Raw genomic sequence first — 24,033 nt, forward strand, 5'->3', positions numbered from 1 at the left:
TGGGAAAAAGCGGGCCAAGCCCTGATTTCGGAGGCCGCACCGCCCAATAAGGTCCTTTTTGACCGCTATGATTCCCGCGGAAATGAATCGGGCCGAAATAACGCCCCAAAAGACCGCTAATGCGAGCGGCCAAGGGACATGAGAGGGCACAGCTCCCGTCCGGGGCAGAAGGATTCAGCTCGCTGCCACACTGTACTTAAGGCGGCGCATGCACCATGTCAGGGTTAATGCAACGCTAGTGGTCAGTCCCCCTGATTTCGGGCCCATGAGCAGGGAATAACGCCTTTTGGACCGGGCCGGAATAGCGCCCCAAAAGACCGCTAATCCGAGCGGCTAGGGACATTACGGGGCGCTCGTCTACCGCGCGGCTATGGCCGGCAGCCGCACCTCAAAGGCGGCACCGCCCCCCGGCGCGCTGTGCGCGGAGATGCGGCCGCCGTGGGCCGCGACGATCGCCTGCGAGATCGCCAGGCCCAGGCCGGCGCCGCCCTGTTTGCGCGTGCGCGCGGCGTCGCTGCGGTAGAAGCGCTCGAACACGTGCGGCAGATGCTCGGCCGGGATCCCCGGCCCGTTGTCCTGCACGCGCAGCAGCGCTTCTTGCTCCGTCACCCTGGACAAGGTGACGGTGATGCGGCCCTTGGCCGGATCGGTATGCTGGACGGCGTTATGGAACAAATTCAGCACGACCTGCTTGAGTTTGTCGCTGTCCGCCATCGCCGCCAGATCCGGTGCCAAGCGGAATTCCACGGAGCGGCCGTCCGCCAGCATGCGCAGATGGGGCTCCATCTCCGCGACCAGCGCATCCAGCCTGAACTCGCTGCGGCTGGCCACCGGGGTGCGGTCCAGCTTGGCGAGCATGAGCAGGTCCTCGACCAGCTTTTTCATCCGCCGGGCTTCCCCCAACATGCTGCTTAACGCTGTGCCCAGCTGCTCCGGCTTGTCGGCGCCGCCGCGCAGCAGCACTTCAAGGAAGCCGTGGATCGAGGTCAGCGGCGTCCGCAGCTCATGCGAAGCATCGGCGATGAAGCGGCGCATCTGCTCCTTCGCCTCCCGTTCCGTCGCGAAGGAGGTCTGCAGCCGCTCAAGCATCCCGTTGAAGGAAACGGCGAGACGGTCGATTTCGCTTTGGCCGAGCGAAGCCGGGAAGCGGCGGTCGAGGTTGCCGGCGTCGAGCTCCCTGACGGTGCCGATCATTTGGTCGAGCGGCCTCAGCGTTTTGCGCAGTACCGACAAATACAGCATCAATCCGCCCCCCAGGGCGATCAGAGACAAGACCATGAAGATAATTAACTGGCGCAGCGCGATCGCCTTCAAATGGGAGGTGGCGATCCCCATTTGGATCAAGCTGCCCCGTCCTTGAGGTCCTTCCGCGGGCCGAAACACAATTAGCTGCTCCGTCCCGTTGGGATCCCGCACCACTTTATAGGCGTCTTTTAATAACCTTCGGGGTTGGTCGCGAATGGAAGCATACTCCGCTTCCGAAAGGCGGGGAGCGGGCAGCCCGGCCTCGTCGGACCGGCTGATGACTTCGGAATCGCTGCTGACCAGCGCCAGGGAAGTATCCGGCAGAAACAGAACCGGCCTTCGTTCGCCTTCTTTCGGGGAGGCGGAGCCGTTGACGGGGCGCTCCAGCCAGGAAGGGGGTTCGCTGCCGAACAAAAAGAAGTCGGGAATCGCGCGGATTTGCGACATCAAGGATTCCGCCTGATTGCGATACAGAAAATTCTTCACGACCACGTATTGCACGCTGCCGATGAGCGCCAGCAGCAGCGCCAGAATGAGCAGGGACCTGGACAGGAGCTGGGAGCGGAGGGAGCGGGGGAATAACGCCCCGCGAAACGACGGCAAGAACCGGCCCGGCTTCATGGCAGATCCACCCGGTAGCCCGCGCCCCGCAGCGTCCGGATTAAACGATGCTCTTTATCGTTCAGTTTTTCGCGCAAAAACCGGATGTACACCTCGACGATATTTTCATCGCCGCCGAAGTCGTATCCCCAGACCTGATCAAGAATGGTGCTTTTGCTGAGAACGATCCCGTGATTGATCACCAGATATGTCAGCAGTTCATATTCGGTAGGCGACAGTTCCAGTACTTCGTCCCGATACCGGATCTCTTTCCTGCGGTCATCCAAGCGGAAAGGGCCGAAGGACACCTCGCCGTACAAAGCGGGGAACTGGTTCCGCAGGCGGGCGCCGATCCGGGCGAGCAGCTCCTCGAAGCTGAAGGGCTTGACCACATAATCGTCCGCTCCCGTCGTCAGGCCTTTCACCCGGTCTTCGACTTCATCTTTGGCGGTCAGCATAATAATCGCGACATTGCTCAGGTTCTTTTTCAGCAGCCGGCACACTTCCCAGCCGTCCATGCCGGGCATCATGACGTCCAGGATGACGACATGGGGCTGAAATTCAAGCGCCAAGTTAACCGCGGTCATGCCGTCCGCCGCCGTACGGGTTTCAAAGCCTTCATTAAGCAGGCCGAACTCCAAAAACTGGGTGATATGAGGCTCGTCGTCCACCAGCAACACTTTGACGCCTTTAACATTTTTCATGATGTGAAGCCCTCCACTTACGTCTTAATTGTTCTATTATCGGAAACTTACCTGAGAATTTGCTGAATATTTCCTGAGAAGGACCTTAATATGGCACCGCAAGCGGTCCGTTCCCGGCCTACCCTTGATTGTGAATCCGGTTCGGGATATACTTTTCTAAGCGAATAACGAAAAGGAGAGTAAACGAATGGACAAAGTATTGATTTTCGGACACAAAAATCCGGACACAGATACGATCTGCTCCGCGATCGCTTATGCCGATTTGAAAACCAAGCTGGGCTGGAACGTGGAACCCGTCGCCTTGGGCGAAGTTAACGGGGAAACGAAGTTTGCGCTCGACCGCTTCGGATTCCAGGCTCCACGCGTAATTGAAAGCGCTGCGGGCGAAGTGAAGGACGTTATTCTGGTCGACCATAACGAGCGTCAGCAAAGCGTCTCCGACATCGATCAGGTTCGTGTCGCTGAAGTTATCGATCATCACCGGATCGCGAATTTTGAAACGAGCGGCCCGCTTTATTATCGAGCCGAGCCTGTAGGTTGTACCGCCACGATCCTTAACAAGATGTACAAAGAAAACGGCATCGCGGTACCCGCCAACATCGCCGGGTTGATGCTGTCCGCAATCATTTCGGATTCCCTTCTGTTTAAATCTCCGACCTGCACGGAGCAGGATGTGGCCGCGGCCCGCGAGCTTGCGGACATCGCCGGCGTGAATTCGGAAGAATACGGGCTGGACATGCTTAAAGCGGGGGCCGACCTGAGCGACAAATCGATCGAGCAACTGATCTCCCTCGATGCCAAAGAGTTCTCCATGGGCAGCGCGAAGGTGGAGATTGCCCAGGTAAACGCGGTTGACGTCAATGATGTGCTCGGACGCCAAGCCGAACTGGAAGCCGCTCTGAACGGTATCGTGGACCGCAAAGGACTTGATTTGTTCCTGTTCGTGGTGACCGATATTCTGAACAACGACTCCATCGGGCTCGCTTTGGGCAAAGCCGCCGACGCGGTGGAAGCGGCCTACGGCGTGAAGCTGGAGAACAACAAGGCTCTGCTGAAGGGCGTAGTATCCCGCAAATCCCAGATCGTTCCGGTATTGACCGACATTTTTAACAGCCGGTAACCGTACTGTCGTTGAAACTTCGAAATTCTATTATCTTAACAAAAGGGTCCCAAAACCGCAATTTATCGCGGTCGGGACCCTTCGTTTATATAATTTAATGAACTGTTATGGTGTCCCGGTACCGGGTTCCTTCATTTTAACGTCAGGAACGGGAATCGGGGCCGGCTTGACCTTGAAGATCGGAACAAGGATCAGCGCGCCAATCAGCATGGCGATGCCGGAGAACGTATAGATGCCGACCAGCGGGAACACCTTCTTCAGCAATCCGGACACCGACATCATAATGACCATCATCCCCATGAACATCGGGCTCAGTACGCCGTTGACCCGGCCGACGTAAGATTGCTCGGTGGACTGAAGGATCATGGTGTTGATCCCGATCTGGATGCAAGGGAAGGTAAGCCCGTTAATAAATTGCAAGACCAGGGTCAGCGGAACGCTTGTCGAAAATCCCATGCCGGCGATACAAACGGCGCTGACGGCCATCCCGAAAGCGAGCAGCATTTGCGGCGGAATTTTTTTGGACAGCGTCATGATCACGCCGCCTCCGATCAGCATCGCCACCCCGTTAACCATCAGAAGGAATTGCAGAAATTCCTTGGACTGTCCCAGATTCTCCAAGACGACGTACAAGCCGAGCGTTTGGATGGTGCCGACGGCAAAACCTGCGATGGCAAAGGTGGCCCCAAGTACCTTAAGTATCGGACTCCGCCATACATAGCGGAAGCCGTCCGCCAGCTCGCGGGTCAGCTTCGTGGTTCGTTCCGCCTTTTCTTCATTAGTCTCATCGGCCGGAAGCCGGAACAGGACGAGAGCGGAAATCAAGAAGGCGACCCCCATCACCCCGATCGAAATATAAATGCCGAATTGATGGTACGAGAAAATCCCGAGCGTCGGCCCTAACACCATAAAGATCGCGACCAGGGATTGAAACAAAGCCATGCCTTGCTGCAGCTTATCCGGATGAACGTGCTGCTTGAACAGCTTCATGACGGACGGCTGTGAAAATTGGGAGAGGATCGCCGAAATAAACGTGGCGAAATAGACGGCTTCCCAGGAGCCGTACATCAACGTGAGCAGCACCGCGAACACGGAAGCGGCGGACAAAAAGTCGCACCAGATCATCGTTCGCTTGGGCTTCCAACGGTCGGCGAAGGCTCCGCCGATGAAGGAAAACACGAAGATCGGGGCAAATTCGACCACGGAGATGAGCGAAACCGCCACCGGGTCATTGTTCGTCATATCGGTAACGAACATAAGGATTGCGAAGTTGCGAACCCAAATCCCGATTTGCAAAAAGATGTTGGAGATCAAAATCGTCTGGTAAAACCGGTTGCGAAACAAGCTTGTGTTCGGGGGTAAAGCGGATTGCATTGTCATAGTACCACCTCAATATAATTTCTCTCCACAGCGGGTCTTTTCCATCCTATAGGATAAGGGGTTGGCTTGGCAATGAAAAGGGAAAACTTAAATTAAGTTATTTCTTCTTTTCGCACCGGGAATTAGCCGTTCGGTTGCATTATAAATTGACATTTAAATTAATGTTTGATATTTAAAAGGAAAACAAGTCATAGCCAAACAAAAGATCAGAAGGATCCTTCCGGTTTGCCTGCGAATATGAACGATCTTGGAACGGAGGCTTGGTAATGAGCAACGGACACGAGGAACAGCGGTCTCTTGAGTTAGACAAAACAAAAGCGCTCTTGAGTCGCCAAGAGACAGAGACGGAGGAATGGGACCGTTATATTGTTACCAATATGGATGATCTTGTGTATTGCTGTGATTTGAATGGGATCGGATTGTTTTGCTCCCCCTCCGTCACCGGATGGCTCGGTTATAGTCCCGAGGAGGTTATTGGGGTGAAGTACACGGCCTGGTGTCACCCGAATCCCGGGGAACTCGGAAAGTTGAGCCGGGAATTGCTTAGACATCAACGGGCTGCTGTTACATTGAAGCTTAAAAGCAAAGAAGGCAAGGAGGTATGGTTTGAATTTGCCGTTCGTTTGAATAGGGAAGGGCCGAGAGCGTCAACGCTCTTGGCGGTCGGCAGAGAGATCACCAAACGAAAACAGGAGGAATTCATTCTGGCCGAGACGATGCGGATGGCCCGGATCGGAAGCTGGGAGTGGGATGTACAAGAGGGGGATGTCGAGCTCTTTGATCAGCTTTATACGATTTTTGGACTTGAGAAACAGGCGGACCCTCCTTCCGGTGCCGAAATTCTGACGAAGGTGCACCCGTGCGACCGAAAACGCATGGTTGACGCCGTTAATGCCGCTTTGCGATTGGGGCAGTTTGATTTTGAATGTCGATTTGAAATCAGGAAGGAAGAGTATCTGTACCTTCATTTGCGGGGAATCGTTACCTATGACGAAAAAATGAAGCCGGTCAAAATGAGCGGCACGGTGCAGGACATCACGGACCGAAAACGGGTGGAGCGCGAGCTGCAGGAGACGGTCGAACGCTATAACTCCCTCAAAAAATACAATCACGATGCCGTCTTTTCGTTGGATTTGAACGGGCGAATCATTAACGCCAACTCCATGGCGGAAAAACTGACCGGATATAAAATTTCAGACATGGTGGGAAAGCCTTTTTCCGAGTTTATCGGGGAACAGCCTTTATCCCATATCTTATCCGAATCGATGGAGGATGCTTCCGTCGCTAAAGGGATCGACAAGATCCATACCAAGTATGGCCATACTTCCGAGGTGCTGACAACAGTTGCGCCGATCATTATAAACAAAAAGAATGTGGGTTTCTATATCATTGCCAAAGACATCACCGAACAAAAACGGCTGCTGATTGCCAAGGAAGCGGCGGAGAGCACCAACCGGGCCAAGAGCGAATTTTTGGCGATGATGAGCCATGAGATTCGTACACCGATGAATGGGGTCATCGGGATGACGGATTTGATGCTGGAGACGGCCGGATTGACCGAAACCCAAAGGGGGTACCTGGAAATTATCCGCAAGAGCGGAGATACATTGCTGACGATCATTAACGACATTCTGGATTTCGCGAAAATCGAAGCGGGCAAGTCTGAGCTGCATGAGGAAATGTTCGACCTGCGGAAACTGATTGCCGAAACGCTGGAAATCATTATGGTTCGCGCCAAGGAAAAAGGGCTCTCCATGAACTTTAACGTTTCCCCGGAGGTTCCCGACCGGCTGTACGGCGATGCGGACCGCCTCAAGCAGGTTTTGCTCAATTTGATCGGAAATGCCGTAAAGTTCACCTATACCGGTGGCGTTACGGTAACCGCCCGGCGTATGGAGCAAGGGCCGGACGCGAAGCTTTGTTTTACCGTTCGGGATACGGGGATCGGGATTCCCAAAGAAAAAATCCCGCTGTTGTTCCAGCCTTTTTCCCAGTTGGATCATTTCATGACCCGGCGGTTTGAAGGAACGGGGCTAGGCCTAGCGATTACCAAGAAACTGGTGAACCTGATGGGCGGAGATATTTGGGTGGAGCCGCAGGATGGACCCGGAGCCACCTTTGTCTTTTGCATAGACCTAAAGGAACGCCGGGATGAAGCCGGCGGAGCCACGGGAGGCTTGGAGGAAGAGGATAGCCGCAAAAGTTTGAATATTCTCATTGCCGAGGATCATGAAATCAACCGGATTGTCTTGAAGAAAATGCTGGAGCGGCTGGGGCATGTTACCCGCGAGGTCGCAAACGGTCTGGAGGTTCTTCAGGCGGTAGCTTATGAATCATTCGACATGATCTTTATGGACGTACATATGCCGGAGATGGACGGACTCGAAGCGACACGGGTGATTAAAAATAAGCTCCCTCCGGAGAAATGCCCCGTCATAGTGGCCGTGACGGCGAACGCGCTCGCCGGGGACCGGGAAAACTGCTTGAATGCCGGAATGGACGATTATATCAGCAAGCCGATTAAACCTGCCACAGTGGCTGAAATGATTCGCAAATATTTTTAATTTTAAAGGATAGGAGAGCATCCCGCCGCCAGCGGGTGAATTCTTTGAATAATAGCGCTTTATCGGGCCGATGACCTTTTTGAGGGGGAGCGGCCTTTTTTCATATAATCGAAAGCGTTGGCGTTGCACCGGACCTACTTTTTGAACATAAGGGGGATTTATTCGAATTGGAAAAAACAATGAAATATGGCGGTTGGTTCTCGAACGCGAAAAATGATGTCCTTTCGGGATTGACGGTGGCCTTTGCGCTCATCCCGGAAGCGATCGCGTTTTCCATTCTGGCGGGCGTCAGTCCGATGGTCGGGCTGTACGCCTCATTTTGCATCGCGGTGGTCATTTCCTTTGCCGGCGGCCGTCCGGGGATGATTTCCGCCGCCACAGGGGCGATGGCGCTGCTGATGGGAGGTCTGGTGCGGGATCACGGGATACAATATTTGTTCGCCGCTACCATTCTGGCCGGGGTGTTGCAAATCATCATGGGCCAATTGAAGCTGGGGAAATGGATAAGCTTCCTGCCGCATTCCGTCATGACCGGCTTTGTCAATGCGCTCGCCATTCTGATTTTTATGGCGCAGCTCACTCATTTTTCCGGTCAGGGATGGCTGATGTATGCACTCGTGGCTTTGACGCTGGCGATCATCTATCTGTTCCCGCGGATCACCAAAGCGGTTCCGTCCGCCCTGGTAGCGATTATCGTCGTTTCCGTGCTCAGCATCTCGCTGAAATTGGACGTTAAAACGGTCGGCGATATGGGGGAGATCACGAGCGCCCTGCCGGTTTTCCACTTGCCTGATGTCGTCATCTCCTGGGAGATGATCAAGACGATATTCCCTGTTTCCTTATCTCTTGCCGTAGTGGGTTTGCTTGAGTCGTTAATGACGGCGACGTTGATCGATGACATCACCGATACGGCCAGCGATAAGAATCGGGAGATGAAAGGCCAGGGGCTGGCCAATATCGTTACCGGATTTTTCGGCGGGATGGCCGGCTGTGCCATGATCGGGCAGTCGATGGTCAACATGAAATCGGGAGGGCGGACCCGGCTGTCCACACTGGTTTCGGGTGTGGGGCTGTTGTTTCTGATCCTCGTCCTGGGCGGGGTGGTCAAACAAATCCCGATGGCCGCGCTGGTCGGCGTTATGTTCATGGTGTCGATCGGGACGTTTGAATGGGCTTCCTTGCGGTCGCTTCATAAAATCCCCAAATCCGACGCCATCGTCATGATCGTCACGGTGGTAACCGTGGTGGCTACGGATAACTTGTCCATCGGGGTAGGCATCGGGGTTCTGATCAGCGCGCTGGTGTTTGCCCGGAAAATCGCCCGAATCCGCACGGTCACGGAAATGCAGAATGGCGTAAAGACCTACAGGGTCGCCGGGCAGATGTTCTTCGGCACCGTCACGCATTTTCTTCAAGAGTTTGACCCGGCGGGCGATCCGGACCGGATTGTCATCGACTTTTCAAAATCCCATGTTTGGGATCAATCGGCGGCGAACGCCATCTCCAAAGTGATGTTTAAATACCGGCAATTGAACAAAGAGGTATCCATAACCGGAATGAATGAGGAAAGTATACGGCTTGTGGACCGCATCGGTCTGTCATAACGGGAAATATATAGGGGCTGACCCAAAAGATCTGTTGGATCTTCGGGCAGCCCTTTTTTTACACGTAAGCTGTTCAAGCTCTATAACATATGAAATCGCTCCAGTTGACCCCATTGCTCTTCCTCAATCAAAATTTCACGTTGTTTCGGACCGAGCAGGTCGAAATGGGGGAAGGGGGACCGATGATGGATATATTCAGGGTTCAAGTCATGTTTCAGGCACCAGGCGCGCAATCGTGCGGGATCACTGCAGCCGACTTTGGTCACGGTTTTGGAGCCGGGAAAGCGGGGATCGAGCCAATAATGCGTCAAATAGGCGATTTCCCCCCGGGAAACGGCCTTCTTCCAAGCATTCAGTTCATCTCTGGTCACTCCGAAAGCCATTAGCTTGTCTCCTTCCAGTCTAAATTGGTGGTGTAGGCCTCCCCGGCTTCTATATCTATATAGGTTGAACTATTGATTTGCATATTAGACAGCAGTGTAGAGGGTTCTTTTCGCTCTCTTGACCTGCAACCCTTGGTTTGGTCTAAATTAAAGGGAATTCATCCTGTTAATTTGGTACGTATACGGCTGCAGAGGCGAATTAGCTGGAAAACCTCCCGGTAATTCACCTGAAATTGTGTCTGTCGGAATTTAGGCTGCGAAATAGATGGAGAATTTCCGGCTAAATCCGATCCAAGAGCCAAGAGCGGTAAATTAACGGGAGGTTTTCCCGTTAGTGTGTAGACTCCGACGATGCGAGGGCTCTTTATATCTACAATTGTGGATGTTGGCGACGCAACGTATCTCCGAAAAACCATGTCACATCCTTGCCCAACGCCTATTATTTAGTTCAACCTAAATAGATGCGGATATCAGGATCACCAAAACTTGCTCTGACGAATTATTATACCACAATGACTTTTTTCGGGAGACCGTTTCCGAGCAGGCCGGATTGTAAAATAGAAAGAGGAGCAAAATAAAAAAAGCTGACCGCGCCGTGTCCGCGTGGTCAGCTTTTCTGGCGTTTATTTAATTTGGATCCGCGATGGTAACGCGGTTTTTCCCTTCCGATTTGGACCGATACAGACATCGGTCCGCAGCCTGGATCACCTCGGCGGGTTGGATTCCGTGCTCGGGATAAAAAGCGGCGCCGATGCTGCAGCCGATCGAGACCATTTGCTAGTCGATGATAAACGGCTGGTTCATAAGATCAATGAGCCCCGGGCCAAACTCTCGACCTCCTTGCGAGCCGCTTTATCGTCTGCGGAGGTTGGCATGAGCAGCAAAAATTCATTGCCTCCCAGACGCGCCGCCAGTCCGCCGGGTACAGTGACGGATTCCAGCCGCTGGGCGACCTTCTGGAGCAGGAGGTCGCCAACCTGGTGGCCCAGGGAGTCATTCACCGCCTTGAAACCGTCCAGATCAATGTACATAACGGCCAGTTTTGCGGTGGCCGGATCAAGACCGGGTAAGACCGTATATCGGCTGCGCCGAACATTCTATGTAGGTTGAACTATTGATTCGCATATGGTTGCAGCCGTGGAGAAAAAGCCCTTTTTTTCCTCGCATAATAATCCGTTGGAGATAGAACCTAAGGAATGATTTAAAAGGCCGGGTTGTTTGTTTTTCCGCAGATCAGACTAACGAACAGGAGGCGTTTACATTGGCCGAGAGCCGGAAAGAGAAGCATAAAGGTGGAAATTTGAAGTGGTGGCAGCTATCCCTGTTGGGCGTTGCTTCGACCATCGGAACGGGGTATTTTCTGGGGTCGGGGCTGGGGATCAGCATGGCGGGCCCCTCGATATTGATCGCCTTCGTGCTGGCCGCCCTGGGTACATACACCGTGTTTGAGTCATTGGCAAAGATGACGGCCAAGCATCCGGAAAAAGGATCATTCCGCTCCTATGCGAAAAAAGCGTTCGGACGCTGGGCCGGGTTTAGCAGCGGCTGGGTCTATTGGTCATCCGAACTGCTGATCATGGGCAGCCAGTTGACCGCGTTATCGCTTTTCTCCAAATTCTGGTTTCCGGGGGTGCCGATGTGGCTGTTTGCAACGGGATACGCGCTGCTCGGGCTGCTGGTTATTTTTCTGGGGACTAAAGGATTCGATTCGATCGAGAACGTGCTTTCCGTCATTAAAATAGCCGCGATACTCTTGTTTCTGGGCATTGCCGGAGCAGCCCTGTTCGGCTGGATTCCAGGGGGCGGAAACCCGGCTTTTCCGCGGACGATCGGTGAATTTTTTCCCACGGGGGCGATCGGGCTCTGGTCCGGGTTTATTTTTGCCTTTTATGCCTTCGGCGGAATCGAGGTTATGGGGATGATGGCGTTCCGGTTGAAAGATCCGGCGGATGCCCCCAAGGCGGGAAAAATCATGCTGCTCTTGCTCATGACGGTCTATATCCTGTCTTTGTCCCTGGTGGTCACGCTGGTCTCCTGGAAAAGCATCGTGCCTAAGAAAAGCCCGTTCATCACGGCGCTCGGCGGGGTAGAGATGCCGTTCATCCCCCATTTGTTCAACGGCGTGCTGATCGTGGCCGGCTTCTCCACGATGGTTGCCTCGCTCTATGCGGTGACGACGATGCTGGTCACGCTGGCCGAGGACCGGGATGCCCCGCCGCTGTTCGCCAAAAAAGCGCTGAAAAAACGGCCGATGTATGCCATTGGACTGACAGCGGTAGGACTCGCCGCATCCATCGCCCTGTCGCTGGCGATGCCCGGGCGGATCTACGAATATATCACAACCGCAGCCGGCCTGCTGCTGTTATATAATTGGATGTTTATCCTGATCAGCTCGGGCAAGCTGCTAAAGTTGACGGCCTTTGACCAAGTCAAACGCTTCGGAGGGTTGGCGCTGATTCTGCTCGCGGTTTCCGGAACGCTGGCCCACGGAACGAGCCGTCCGGGATTTTGGGGGAGCCTTGGGTTTATTTTTGTGATCGGGATGGTGACGCTATTGATGCAGTTCAAGGTCTGGAAGCATAAAAAGTCTCCGGTCCGCCGCCATCGGCGCAAGGCGATTTTGATCAGGCACCCCAGGCTCGAATAGATCCCGTCCCTATCGAAAGCCTAAAGCCGCTCCAGCAGCAAAAGCAGGGCTTCATAGCCGAAATAAAGCCCGAATCCGATCAAGGACAGCCCGGAAAGTATGGAAATCGCCCGGAGCATGCGGTCGGTCAATATTTTCCGGAAGACGCTCGCGAACCCGGCCATCGTCACATCCCAGAGCAGTACCCCGGAGATAATGGCGCAGCTGTTGATGATCAGATCGCGCGTTTCGGAGGTTGCAGCCGTCTGTGCCAGTACGGATCCGTAAATGCCGAGCCAAAACAGGATGGACAACGGGTTGGAAATCGACATCATAAACCCGGAAGCGAACGACTTCATCAGCGGTTCACGCCCCCGCGTTTCATTTACGCTAAGGGTTGAGGCCTGCTTAATGCTGTCGATTCCCGTATACATGAGGATGAAGAAGCCGAATAACCAGAGGAACGACTGCATAAAGGGCGTGTTCAAAAAGTGAATCACTCCGAAATAGACAAGCAGCATGTAGATTATATCCGCGGCGATGGCCCCGAGCCCAACCAGCCAGGCGGGCAAAAAGCCGCCGCGGATACCTTTGTCCAGTTGGGCCGCGTTTACCGGACCGATCGGAGCGGACAGGGATAAGCCGAGAAAGATAAATCCTAGAATACTGTTCAAGCTTCCATACCTCCTTATCTGGATCTGGGGAAATCGTAACTTGTACATCTTATTCCCGACCGCCCGCTTGTACGACTAAAAAAAGCGGGCTTGATAAACTAATGGGTTTAGTTTAATATAAAGCTAAAGGTATTAGTTTTCGTGAAAGGATGTTGATTTATTATGAAAGTAACGCGCTATGGCCCTCTGATTCAAGTGTCGTTTATGCCCCGGTTGTTTCCGGTGAACTGTTATCTGATCGAAGAAGAAGAAGGATGCACGCTGATTGACGCGGCGCTCCCTTACAGCGCCGAAGGAATCCTCCGCGCCGCCGCGGAGACTGCGGGGAAGCCCTTGACGCGGATCGTCCTGACCCATGCTCATGACGATCATATCGGAGCGCTGGATGCCCTGAAAGCGAAACATCCCGAAATTCCGGTGTATATTTCGGCCAGGGATGCCCGGCTGCTGGAAGGCGATACTACGCTTGACCCGGGAGAAGCGCAAACCCCGATCCGGGGCGGCGTTCCGAAGAAGGTCAAGACCCGCGCGGACGTGCTGTTGGCGGATGGGGACCGGGTCGGATCCTTGCAGGTCGTTTCATCGCCGGGGCACACGCCCGGCTCGATTTCCCTGCTGGATACCCGCAGCGGCGCCTTGATCGCGGGGGATGCCTTTCAAACGCGCGGCGGTATCGCGGTCAGCGGCATGCTGCGGCCCCTGTTTCCGTTTCCGGCGCTGGCCACGTGGAGCGCCGAAATGGCGCTGGCGAGCGCGCGGAAGCTGGCGGCCTTGGACCCGGCGCTGCTTGCGGTCGGGCATGGACGCGTGATCGCCCGTCCGGCCGAAGCGATGCGGCGCGCGATAGAGCAAGCGGAGCGCAAGCTGGGGACGGCCGGAAAGGAGGGATCGCGCTATGTCGCCAAGAGCGGGGATTGATCCGGGCGCCGTTCTCCAGGCTGCCGTTGGGATCGCGGACAGCGAGGGGGCGGAGGCGGTGACCATCTCTTCCGTCGCCCAGCGGCTGGGAATCCGTCCGCCATCGCTTTACAACCATGTCAGCGGGCTGGAAGAGCTGCGGGGGAGGGTTGCCGTTTATGCGCTCGGCAAGCTGTACGATACGATTGCCCGGTCTGCCGAGGGCTTGACGGGCGAAGGGGCGATCCGTTCTTTTGCCGATGCCTACATCCGTTTTGTCCGGGAACATCCGGGTTTGTACGAGGTGACCCAATGGGCGAAGGATCCGTCCAATCCGGAAATCGCTGAAGCCAGCGGAAGGATCGTCGATTTTATCGTCGCTCTCCTGGAGGGTTACTCCTTGAGTCAAGAGGAGGCGCTGCATACAGTGCGCGGGCTCCGGAGCCTGATCCACGGCTTCGCGAGCCTCGAGCGCCAGCAGGGCTTCGGATTGCCTTTGGATGTCCGGGAAAGTCTGCAATTCAGTTTGGCGCTTTTTTTGCAGGGCCTTTCGCAAAGAACTGGTTAAGATTTTGTACAGCGGGTAATTGGTAACCAAGAGGGAATACAAGGCGACACAAATAAACCCCGCCGGGAGCCTCCCAGCGGGGTGAAGTTGCCCACGACCGGGTGGGCGGCATAAACTTGCTGCTGTTCACTTTGCTATACAGAATTTCTGCAATTCTGCATGTATTTTGGCGCCGCACAAGACGTTCGAGCAAAAAGATGCAAAAATACAGGGATTTTTAGTTGTTTTCTAGACGCAGCATTAGCAATGGATACCAATTGAAAGAAAATAAAAAAGGAGCACTAGGCTCCTTCAGACTCAATAACACGCGGGCACGTGTGAATTTATCCACGACAGGGTGGATGACGTAATATTTAACGGTTCAAATCATTTGATACTATAGTAACCTGCCGTTAAAGTAATGTCAACCCCCTATAGTAAAATCAACGACCTTAAATTCCAAAGGACCATTTGAGCCGATTTTCCAAACGGTTGATATCTTCTTCATCCAAGTTCCCCAGATGTTCTTTCAGCCTCACCTTGCTGACGGAGGTCGTTTCCTCCGTTTTGGCCGCGGAATCGAATGCGAGGAAATCATATTTGCTTTTAAACAGAAAATAATGGCTCTGGAAGCGGGGAATCGGCTTTCCGTCCTTCGTCAGCACGGCTTCTCCCGTTTTGGGGACCGTGCGAACCTTCAGGTTTTTGGTTAGCGGCACGACCAGGACATTTCCCGACGTGGAATTGACCGTATTGTTGGATACGATGACCACCGGCCGTTCCTCGTTTTGTTCACATCCGATATTTTCCCCGAAATGGCAAAAATGGACCGCTCCCCGAGTCATGTTCCGTTTCATCTGCGTCTTCTCGTGCTCGATCCAGTAGTGGGCCATTTCGATTTTTACGGGGAACCAATCGGAGAGCTGCTTCGTTTTTAGCCTCTTAGCCTGCTCAATCCGCGGATGGCGCACTTTGGGTTGTGGGGTGTGTTCTCTGAATTCCTGTTCCCGTTCTCTGTTCATGGTTTTTCCTCCAAGCTGGCGGTAGTAAACATATATACCTTAGAATTACACGTTTTTACATAGGGATTAAACAGTGAGTTGACAATTTTTTTCACTCTGTGATACTTTAGGCTTGAAATCGAGGTGAAGCACATATGGCCAAAAAGAAGAACAACACCAGTATGCCTTCGTCCGCGGCGGATAAACCGGCCACGCTGAAGGATTTGCTCGGGGCGGAGACGATTGCCAAGCTCAAGGAGCAGGCGGCGGAATTGAAACAGGATGAGGATCGCCGCAAAGAAGAATCCCGTGCGCAGGCCGAAGCGGCGCGCAAGGCGGAGCAGAAACGTTTGGAGAACGATTTCGAGCATTTGCTGAACACGAGCAAGATGGATTGGCAAAAGTTTAAATAAAGCTTGAGTACCGGGAGAAGCCGTGGTTGAAGCCCAGGCTCCTCCCGGTTTTTTTGTAATGCCCCAACACAAGGAAATGTAAGCGTTATATAAGTTGAACTATTGATTGCATATAGACAGCGGTGTAAAGGCTTCTTTTCACACTCTTGACCTGCAACTAAATGTTTGGTTCGAATTAAAGGGAATTCTTCCCGTTAATTCGGTACGTATATCGGCCCTTGGGCCGCGAAATAGATGGCACTTTTCCGGCTAAATCTGATCGAAAAGCCAAGAGCGGTACATTAACGGGAGATTTTCCCGGTAATGTTGTAGACTCGGACGGTGGTACTTTATATCTACAATTGTGAATGTTGGCAGCGTATATCCGAAATCCTATCACATCCTTGCCCAACGCCAATTCTTTAGTTCAACCAATATAACTTTAAGTTCGGACTTACAGAGTATAGCGAGGTCGCAATTAATGAAGAAATTCATCCCTTTTACTTATAAAATGCTCGTGCCGTATTTACTGCTTGTGTTAATCACGGACGTGATTATCGGTTATATCGCCTTTACCATGCTGGTCCAGTCCCGGACCGAGATGGCGGAAACGAATATCCGGACGGGCATGGAGCAGGCCAGGGACAACATCCGGTATCAGATGGACGAAATCCAGCGGATGTCTGACACGCTGTTCGGCAGCCTCTCTTTTCAGCGGGCCCTTCAAGCCAAAGGGGAACCCTACGAGATTTACCTGGTCATGCTCGACGAAATCGTTCCGCAAATCACGGCTCCGCTGCAATTATTCGGCAACGACATCCGGCTGATGCTGTACACGATGAACCCGGATCTCAACCTGGTGCCGGGGGACGATTTGGAAAAACCGATCAAGGGCAGCGACTATTACATTTTGCCTCTCGAAGAGGTGGAGAAGAGCCTGTGGTATTTGGCTTACCGGGATTCCGAACAGGATAATATCTGGCTGCAGATCGATACGGATCAACGCCTCGGGAATATTTCCCACATCCGCCGGCTGGTGTCTTTCAGCGATTATAAGACCGTGATCGGTTATATCCGCATTACGGCCTCCTTGGACGATCTGTTCGGCAATTTCGCCACGTTCCCGGTGGAAGAAGGGATCACGCTGCGGCTCGTGGATACCGCCCAGGGAGGCGGAATTTTGTATCAACGCGGAGAAGCCGGGCCCGAAGCCGGGAGCGAATCTTACTTGAGCCTGCACGAGCCGATCCCGGGGACCTCTTTTAAAATCGAAACCCTTGTGCCCAGAGCCTATTTGACCAAAGACACCAGCAAGCTGCAAAAATCGATTATCGCGGTGTGTGTGTTAAGTTTTGCGGGGATGTCCGTGATCGGGGCGGTTGTGGCGAGAATTTCGGGAAGACGGATGGCGCGGATCGTCCGTCAGGTCCGTTCGTTTCAGGAGGGGAATTTCCGGAAAAGGATCGCGTTCTCGGGAAATGACGAATTTGTCCATATTGCCGACGCGTTTAACGCGATGGCCGGAAATATCGAGGAGTTGATCGATCGCGTTTATGTCCAGGGCTTGCAGCGGAAGCAGGCGGAGCTGGAGGCGCTCCAGGCCCAGATCAACCCGCATTTTTTATACAATACACTGTCGACGATCAGCAGTCTGGCCAATCTGGGCGAGACCCGGAAAGTGACGGATATGGTGCAGGGCTTGTCCCGGTTTTACAGGCTGACGTTGAATCAGGGCAAGGTGCTGACGCCGCTGAAAAACGAAGTGAGCCAAGTCGAGACCTATCTCGATATTCAACGGGTAAAATATGCGGACCGATTTGAGGTTTACGTGGACATGGAGGAAGATATCCTGCTTGTGCCGGTCATCAAGCTCATTCTTCAGCCGTTTGTGGAAAATGTGTTTAAGCATGCCTGGTTCGGGGACCATCTCGCGATCAGAATTACCGGCCGCCGAATGGCCGAGGGCATTGAACTCAAAGTCATTGACAACGGAATCGGGATGAGGCCGGGGACGGTTAAGCAACTGCTGGCGGCCCCCTCCCAGACCGAGGGATACGGCATCAAAAACGTGGATGAGCGGATCAAGCTCAGATACGGCGAGGACTACGGCATTACGATCGCAAGTATATTCGGGGCCGGAACGACAGTGAGAATTCTTCTCCCGGACGTGAAAGGCGGGGAGCGCTGTGAAGACGATCGGTGAAAAAGTATGGGTTTTCATTGAAAAAGTTTATGTTCAGTTTGTCAGCCGTAGGCTATGCTCAAGAGCAATAGGCTATTTCAACCGGAGGGACGACGATTTATGGATATCAATGTGTTGCTGGTGGATGACGAAGCGGTGGATTTGGAATGGCTGTGCCGGCGGATCGCGGGCAGCGGGCTGCCGTTTTCCCTGCGTGTGATCGGTACGGCAAACAGCGGGTTCAACGCGTTGAAATTCCTCGAACAGGAGCGGGTGGACATCATCCTGTCCGATATTCGCATGCCGATCATGTCGGGCGTGGAGTTCGCCCGTCGTGCCAAGGAAATGAACGAGTTGGCCAAAATCGTATTTATCAGCGGCCATGAGGATTTCGACTACGCTCGGAAGGCGATCCAATTGGGGGCTTCCGGTTATTTGCTGAAGCCTGTGGAAGACCGCGAGCTGTACGATATGCTGCATACGCTATGCAAGGCGGTGGAGCGGGAGAGAGAGGAGAACCGCTCCGCTTCGGCCGTTTGGTCTGCCGTCGGGGAGGAGCTGCTGCTGCGCTGGCTCAATGACTTGGCCTCCGGCTCGGTGGAGGCTCACATTCTGGACAATCTCCGTCCCCTGCTGCGGTTTGGAACGGCGGTCGCCTTGGCGGAGATTGACGATGTGGAATGGAAGATCAGCCGGTTGGACGACAAGGAGAGGCATGACCGGATTTACGGGTTAACCTCTTTCATTCGCGGTTATGTGGAGGAGAACATGCTGGGGACATTTTTCCGCAGCGAGCAGACGAGGTGCCTGATTTTGTCCTCCATCCCCGAAGGAGATTTCATCGAACAGTTGACCGGTTTGCTCGCCGCGGTCAATGCCAACTTCCCTTTAACCGTAACGGTCGGAGTCGGCAAGTCCGCGAAGGATGAAGTGCGGCTGCGGGAATCCTACCGCCAGGCCGAGGCCGCGCTCAGCATCAAATGGCTGCTGGGCAAAAACCGCGTGATCGCCTGGGATGTCGTGGAATGGGTTCCGGACGGGGAGCAGCCTCTGCCCAATGTGGAAGGAATTTTGGACAATATGCTGCGCGCCATTCTGGAATACGACCTGGTGGCCGTGGATGATTGTCTGGAGGAGATTTTCCACCAACGCCACGCCTCGTTTGCGCGCAAAAACGAAGTTTACGACTTGATTCTGCGCATTACGACGAAGCTGCATTCGGATTTGAGGCAGCTGGGGGAGAACCTGTATGAGCTTTTGAAATGGGATGCCCATCAACCGGTTATTTTGTTTCAGTTCGAAACCGTTCAGGATATCAAATCCTGGCTGCGGCGAAGATTTTACGAGCTGTCCGAGCTGCTCTACGTTAAGAAGCAACGGCAAAAGCGCAAGCTGATCGAGGAGATCATGCAGTATGTCGAGGGGAACATTGAGCAGAAAATCACTTTAAAAGGGGTAGCGGTTCATTTTGATTTTACGCCGAATTACCTTGGCTTCCTGTTCAAGGAGGAGACGGGAACCCATTTTAGCGATTTTTTGAACGAGCGGAAAATGAGACGGATCTGTGAGCTCCTTAACGACCCTACCCTGCGGATTTACGAGATCGCCGAGCGCATGGGATACAAGAACATTATTTATTTCAACCGGCAGTTCAAGCAGTTGATGAACATGACGCCCGGCGAATACCGGAAGAGGAACAACATATAACGCAGGGTCCATCAGCCCGATTTTGCGATCGTGGAAAAAGTATTAGTTTTAGTTGAGCCGCTGAATTATCGGCCCTGAACTCTCCGCCCTATAATTTAGGCAGACACAACAAGAGGGGAGTCGAAAAGCCTGATGAAAGGACACGGCTTTTGGGGAGATGTAAAAAAATATAGAGTCCTGCTTATCATGCTGGTTCCAGCCGTTCTGTTTTTCCTGCTGTTCGCCTATATTCCGATGGCGGGAATCGTGCTGGCCTTCAAGCAGTACAATTATGCCGGCGGAATTTTCGGAAGTCCTTGGAACGGACTGGACAATTTCCGCTTTTTCTTCGATTCGGGGGACGCCTGGCGGGTGACCCGGAATACGGCACTCTACAATATCGCATTTATCGTCGTCAACAATTTGCTGCAAATTTTTGCGGCGATCCTGCTGTTCGAAGTGGCGGGTAAATGGTTCCGGAAAATCACGCAAACGGTGATGTTTCTGCCTTACTTTATTTCCTGGGTCGTCGTGGGCGCTATCTCCTACAACTTGTTTAACTTTGATGTGGGCACGATCAATGTGCTGTTGAACAAACTGGGCATGGAGTCGGTAGATATTTACAACAACGCGGCTTATTGGCCGGTCATTCTGGTGCTGGTGTCGGCATGGAAGACGCTGGGCTATGGCACAATCATGTATTTGGCAGCGATTACAAGCATCGATACGGAAATGTACGAAGCCGCAGAGATCGACGGGGCCAACATTTTTCAGCGAATTAGGAAAATTACGATTCCGAACCTGATGCCAACGGTGATTATTCTCGTGCTGCTGGCGATCGGCAACATTTTCCGCGGCGATTTCGGGATGTTCTACAACATGGTCGGAAACAACGGTCTTCTGTTCTCCTCCACCGATGTCATCGATACCTTCGTGTTCCGGTCTTTGATTACATCGAATGAAATCGGCATGTCGGCTGCCGCGGGGTTCTACCAGTCCATTCTCGGTTTTGCGACCATTATGCTGGCCAATTACGCCGTGCGCAAATACGACAAAGATCACGCCCTATTTTGACCATGGAGGTAGAGGACATGAACGCAACCGCATCGACAGTAGGCGGCGTGGGGACGGAAATCACTCCGACCGCCCGCAAAAAGAAATCCAAAGACCGGCTGATGCTGGCCGTGATCGGCTACACCGCATTGACCATTCTGGCGTTGTTTTGCATATTTCCTTTTTTGCTCGTCATCTCGTCCTCGTTGACCGAGGAGAGCAGCATTATCGAGAACGGGTTTCAACTGATACCGACCTCGTTCTCGACGGAAGCTTACCGCATTCTGTTCGAGTTTCCGGCGGATATGCTGAAAGCGTATGCCGTGACCTTCTCGGTAACGGCGCTGGGCACGTTTTTCGGACTTTTTTTGACATCAATGACGGCGTATGTACTGTCCCGAAAAGATTTCAAATGGCGCAACTCGTTCTCGTTCTTCTTCTTCTTCACCACCTTGTTCAGCGGGGGGCTTGTCCCCTGGTATCTGCTGATCGTCAATTACCTGGAGCTGAAGGATACGCTGATCGTGCTGATCCTGCCGATGCTGATGAACGTGTTTTACATCATCGTGATGAAATCGTTCATGAGCAATATTCCCGAGGCGATTATCGAATCCGCCAAAATCGACGGGGCGGGAGATTTCCAGATTTACGTCCGGTTCATTCTCCCGCTGTCCAAGCCTGCACTGGCCACGATCGGCCTGTTTATCGCACTGGCTTACTGGAACGACTGGTATAATGCGCTTCTTTTCATCTCCAACGAGGATTTGATGCCGCTGCAGTACTACTTGTACCGCCTGCTCGGCAACATGGACGGGATGCGCAAGGCGATGATTGCGTCGGGCGCGGTGGTGACCACGAACCTGCCGACGGAAAGCTTGAAGATGGCGATGACCATCGTGGCGACGGGGCCGATTCTACTGGCGTATCCGTTCATCCAGCGCTATTTCGTCCAAGGCCTGACCATCGGTGCGGTTAAAGGATGAGGATGACCTCAGGGCAACCTGGTTGTCGATAGATTCCAACTTCATATCATTAGGGGGAACTTTAGTCATGAAACTAAAAAACAAGAGATTCCTGTTACTGCTGGCGATGGTTTTGGCGGTATCCACCTTCCTGAGCGCATGCGGGGGGAAGGGGGGAGATGCCGCTTCGGGCGGGAAGTCCGGTACGGCGGGCACGAACTCGGCGGCGGCCTCGGATGGAGCGGACTTGTCCAAGGAAGTGAAGCTGAAAATGCTTCTCGTCGGCGGCAAGCCGGCCGATTACGATGAAGTGTTCGGCGAGTTGAACAAGCTCCTGAAAGAGAAGATCAACGCCACCGTTGAAACCGAATTCCTGGACTGGGCGGACTGGACGCAGAAGTACCCGCTGAAGTTCGCCGCCAATGAAGATTTTGACCTTGTATATACGGCCAATTGGGCTTTTTACAATGATCAGGCGCGCAAAGGCGGATTCCTGGAATTGACGGAGGACATGCTCAAAACCTACATGCCGAAAACATGGGAAGCCATGCCGCAAGTGTCCTGGGATCAGGCCAAGGTGGACGGCAAACTGTACATGGTGCCCAACAACAACCGGGAAGTGACCGATAAGGTTGTATTTATCCGTGAAGACCTGCGCAAAAAATACAATCTGGAGCCGGTCGACAGCCCGGAAACTTATGCGGCTTACGTGAAAACGGTCGGGGCCAACGAGAAGGGATTCAACGCGTTCGGCGCGAAGCCGGCTGACGGCTGGAAATGGCATGAGCTTGATCAGATTTTGCTGGAGCAGAAAAATGAGTGGAATCTGGTGGATTACAGCATCCCGCTCGCCTATAAGCTTACGGATGAGAAGGGCCAGGTTTTCAATGTCTACGATACGCCGGAATTTAAACAGCTGGTCACTTACTATAAAGATCTCGCCGACAACAAAGCCTGGTCGAAAAATATCGTAAGCAACAAAAACGATGTATGGCAGGATATCAAAGCCGGCAAAACCGGATCTTACGCCCATACGCTGGGAACCTTGGGCGCCAATCTCGCCGAAATGCGCCGCGAGAAGCCGGAATTTGAGGGCGCTATTGTGGATTTGACACCGGACAAGAAAAAGATCGGGGCCATCTCAACGCAAAACGGGATGGCGATCCATGCCACATCCAAAAACGTGGAGCGTTCTTTGATGCTGCTGGATCTGCTGCAGAACGATAAGGAAATTCATGACCTTACCATGTACGGTATCGTCGGCAAGCATTACGAGCCGGTGGGCGACGACAAGTTCAAAGCGGGGCCGAGCGCGGCCAACTACACCGGATTCTCCAACTGGGGCTGGAACTCGCCGTTGAACCGGACGGATTCCTCATATCCGGTGGAAGCGGACGACTTGCTCAAGGCATGGCAGGAGAAAGTCTATCACTTCCCGCTCGAAACGTTCGTGTTCGACGATTCGAAGGTGAAGAATGAAGTGGCCAACGTGGGCAATGTTATGCTTCGCTATGCGATTCCGTTGGAATACGGGCTCATCAACGACCTGGATAAAGGCCATGCGGAACTGATCAAGCAGTTGAAATCCGCCGGCATCGACAAGATTCAGCAGGAGCTGCAAAGCCAGATCGACGCCTTCCTGGCGGCTCATAAGTAAGCGGCCGGGGCAGGGGCGGAGCACGGACGGCTGGAGCCTGCGGCTCCAGCGGTTTGTCGTCCCCGGTTAGGCCGGGGGATACAAGGGGGCCGACGCCGTCCTCGCAGGGCAGCGGGGGCGCTTCCGGCGACCCGCTTCCTTTGAAGCGGGCAGGTGAATAAGGGCCTGATGCGGCGTATTCGGCTGGGCGGTGTGAAATCGCGGTTTTTTTACTTCACTTACGGTACATAATAGACGCTATTTTGCGTAAATCCGAGGTATGAGTGTTCTAACGGAAGCGATAGCACCTATTGTGCTTACATGCCGCCCGAATGGCCCCGTTTTGCCAAAATAGCCACTAATACGTCCGTAAGATTTCCGATTCGCCTTAAAAATGCGAAATAGCAGCTATGGCTTCCGTTAGTGGACTTCGGCCCCGGACGGCCGTGGGAACTTCGGAGCGCCGGTGGCCTCCGGTTTCATGAATTCCTGCAAATCTGCAGGAAATTCTTATGATTCCCGAGGAACGGGGATTGTTGGGGTGAAAAATCTGCATTTTTGCAGGCATTTCGGTGTTACGGATCTAAACGCTTGGAGAAACCTGCACATTTGCAGGAATTTGACGCCCTCTTCGGAATTCTTCTTTAGATTTATCAGCCTAATGGACTCCACGGCGGGCAGGCCTTTTCGGTTCACTCCTGAGACGCTTTGCTTGCGCTATGCCTAACTTGGGCTGAGGGAAGCCGCCGGTAAAGCTGCGGATAAGACTTATTCCTA

20 protein-coding genes are annotated in these 24,033 nt (G+C 53.4%); 12 read left to right on the top strand and 8 right to left on the bottom strand.

What is annotated here, in order from left to right; genetic code table 11:
* Positions 1 to 357 precede the first annotated feature (357 nt).
* The gene (locus V4U88_RS22485; protein WP_334075484.1) at positions 358 to 1,866 is read right to left on the bottom strand and encodes a sensor histidine kinase; all 1,509 of its coding nucleotides are present in this window, start codon (positions 1,864 to 1,866) and stop codon (positions 358 to 360) included.
* Positions 1,863 to 2,549 carry a response regulator transcription factor gene (locus tag V4U88_RS22490; RefSeq protein WP_334075485.1) on the bottom strand — a complete coding sequence of 229 codons (687 nt, stop codon included), beginning with the start codon at positions 2,547 to 2,549 and terminating at the stop codon, positions 1,863 to 1,865. Before V4U88_RS22490 ends, V4U88_RS22485 begins: the two co-directional genes overlap by 4 nt.
* Before the next feature lie 187 nt (positions 2,550 to 2,736).
* Here V4U88_RS22490 and V4U88_RS22495 point away from each other — a divergent pair, with 187 nt between their 5' ends.
* On the top strand, positions 2,737 to 3,669 hold the full coding sequence (locus V4U88_RS22495; RefSeq protein WP_334075486.1) for a manganese-dependent inorganic pyrophosphatase: 933 nt from the start codon (positions 2,737 to 2,739) through the stop codon (positions 3,667 to 3,669).
* Between the two features lie 105 nt (positions 3,670 to 3,774).
* Here the strand turns inward: V4U88_RS22495 and V4U88_RS22500 are convergent, their stop codons facing one another.
* Positions 3,775 to 5,049 (bottom strand): MFS transporter, encoded by a 1,275-nt coding sequence (locus V4U88_RS22500; RefSeq protein ID WP_416367288.1) that lies wholly within the window; start codon positions 5,047 to 5,049, stop codon positions 3,775 to 3,777.
* A 266-nt stretch (positions 5,050 to 5,315) separates the two neighbouring features.
* Here V4U88_RS22500 and V4U88_RS22505 point away from each other — a divergent pair, with 266 nt between their 5' ends.
* Together V4U88_RS22505 and V4U88_RS22510 are read left to right on the top strand one after the other, a co-directional pair.
* A complete protein-coding gene (locus V4U88_RS22505) occupies positions 5,316 to 7,613 on the top strand; it encodes a PAS domain S-box protein (protein WP_334075488.1) in 2,298 nt (765 codons plus the stop codon).
* A 179-nt stretch (positions 7,614 to 7,792) separates the two neighbouring features.
* The gene (locus V4U88_RS22510) at positions 7,793 to 9,217 is read left to right on the top strand and encodes a SulP family inorganic anion transporter (protein WP_334075510.1); all 1,425 of its coding nucleotides are present in this window, start codon (positions 7,793 to 7,795) and stop codon (positions 9,215 to 9,217) included.
* A gap of 80 nt (positions 9,218 to 9,297) precedes the next feature.
* Here V4U88_RS22510 and V4U88_RS22515 read toward each other — a convergent pair whose 3' ends face one another.
* The 3 genes from V4U88_RS22515 to V4U88_RS22525 all read right to left on the bottom strand — a co-directional run bounded on the left by V4U88_RS22515 (position 9,298) and on the right by V4U88_RS22525 (position 10,640).
* Positions 9,298 to 9,600, bottom strand: coding sequence for a hypothetical protein (locus V4U88_RS22515; protein WP_334075489.1), 303 nt, complete (start codon positions 9,598 to 9,600; stop codon positions 9,298 to 9,300).
* Between the two features lie 627 nt (positions 9,601 to 10,227).
* On the bottom strand, positions 10,228 to 10,374 hold the full coding sequence (locus V4U88_RS22520; protein ID WP_334075490.1) for a GGDEF domain-containing protein: 147 nt from the start codon (positions 10,372 to 10,374) through the stop codon (positions 10,228 to 10,230).
* 26 nt (positions 10,375 to 10,400) lie between these two features.
* Positions 10,401 to 10,640, bottom strand: coding sequence for a diguanylate cyclase domain-containing protein (locus V4U88_RS22525; protein WP_334075511.1), 240 nt, complete (start codon positions 10,638 to 10,640; stop codon positions 10,401 to 10,403).
* A gap of 221 nt (positions 10,641 to 10,861) precedes the next feature.
* Between V4U88_RS22525 and V4U88_RS22530 the strand changes: the two genes are divergently transcribed.
* A complete protein-coding gene (locus tag V4U88_RS22530; protein ID WP_334075491.1) occupies positions 10,862 to 12,247 on the top strand; it encodes an amino acid permease in 1,386 nt (461 codons plus the stop codon).
* A gap of 20 nt (positions 12,248 to 12,267) precedes the next feature.
* On the opposite strand, the gene V4U88_RS22535 is transcribed toward V4U88_RS22530, so the two are convergent.
* On the bottom strand, positions 12,268 to 12,900 hold the full coding sequence (locus tag V4U88_RS22535) for a LysE family transporter (protein WP_334075492.1): 633 nt from the start codon (positions 12,898 to 12,900) through the stop codon (positions 12,268 to 12,270).
* Positions 12,901 to 13,062: 162 nt separating this feature from the next.
* On the opposite strand from V4U88_RS22535, the gene V4U88_RS22540 reads away from it, so the two are divergent.
* Together V4U88_RS22540 and V4U88_RS22545 are read left to right on the top strand one after the other, a co-directional pair.
* Entirely contained in the window at positions 13,063 to 13,818 is a 756-nt protein-coding gene (locus V4U88_RS22540; RefSeq protein ID WP_334075493.1) for an MBL fold metallo-hydrolase, read from the top strand.
* Entirely contained in the window at positions 13,796 to 14,365 is a 570-nt protein-coding gene (locus V4U88_RS22545; RefSeq protein ID WP_334075494.1) for a TetR/AcrR family transcriptional regulator, read from the top strand. Before V4U88_RS22540 ends, V4U88_RS22545 begins: the two co-directional genes overlap by 23 nt.
* Before the next feature lie 431 nt (positions 14,366 to 14,796).
* Here the strand turns inward: V4U88_RS22545 and V4U88_RS22550 are convergent, their stop codons facing one another.
* Positions 14,797 to 15,366: a type II toxin-antitoxin system PemK/MazF family toxin gene (locus V4U88_RS22550; RefSeq protein WP_334075495.1), complete on the bottom strand. Its 570-nt coding sequence runs from the start codon at positions 15,364 to 15,366 to the stop codon at positions 14,797 to 14,799.
* A gap of 134 nt (positions 15,367 to 15,500) precedes the next feature.
* Here V4U88_RS22550 and V4U88_RS22555 point away from each other — a divergent pair, with 134 nt between their 5' ends.
* From V4U88_RS22555 to V4U88_RS22580, 6 genes are all read left to right on the top strand, one after another.
* Positions 15,501 to 15,758, top strand: a complete 258-nt coding sequence (locus tag V4U88_RS22555) for a YqkE family protein (protein ID WP_334075496.1) — start codon at positions 15,501 to 15,503, stop codon at positions 15,756 to 15,758.
* A gap of 460 nt (positions 15,759 to 16,218) precedes the next feature.
* Positions 16,219 to 17,940: a sensor histidine kinase gene (locus V4U88_RS22560; protein WP_334075497.1), complete on the top strand. Its 1,722-nt coding sequence runs from the start codon at positions 16,219 to 16,221 to the stop codon at positions 17,938 to 17,940.
* Between the two features lie 99 nt (positions 17,941 to 18,039).
* On the top strand, positions 18,040 to 19,626 hold the full coding sequence (locus tag V4U88_RS22565) for a response regulator (protein WP_334075498.1): 1,587 nt from the start codon (positions 18,040 to 18,042) through the stop codon (positions 19,624 to 19,626).
* A 132-nt stretch (positions 19,627 to 19,758) separates the two neighbouring features.
* Positions 19,759 to 20,679 carry an ABC transporter permease gene (locus tag V4U88_RS22570; RefSeq protein WP_334075499.1) on the top strand — a complete coding sequence of 307 codons (921 nt, stop codon included), beginning with the start codon at positions 19,759 to 19,761 and terminating at the stop codon, positions 20,677 to 20,679.
* Positions 20,680 to 20,780: 101 nt separating this feature from the next.
* Complete coding sequence (locus V4U88_RS22575; RefSeq protein WP_334075512.1) at positions 20,781 to 21,641, top strand: carbohydrate ABC transporter permease; 861 nt, start codon at positions 20,781 to 20,783, stop codon at positions 21,639 to 21,641.
* Between the two features lie 67 nt (positions 21,642 to 21,708).
* Positions 21,709 to 23,277, top strand: a complete 1,569-nt coding sequence (locus V4U88_RS22580) for an ABC transporter substrate-binding protein (protein WP_334075500.1) — start codon at positions 21,709 to 21,711, stop codon at positions 23,275 to 23,277.
* Positions 23,278 to 24,033 lie beyond the last annotated feature (756 nt).

The organism is Paenibacillus sp. A14, assembly GCF_036864815.1.
Classification (GTDB): domain Bacteria; phylum Bacillota; class Bacilli; order Paenibacillales; family Paenibacillaceae; genus Fontibacillus; species Fontibacillus sanfengchensis.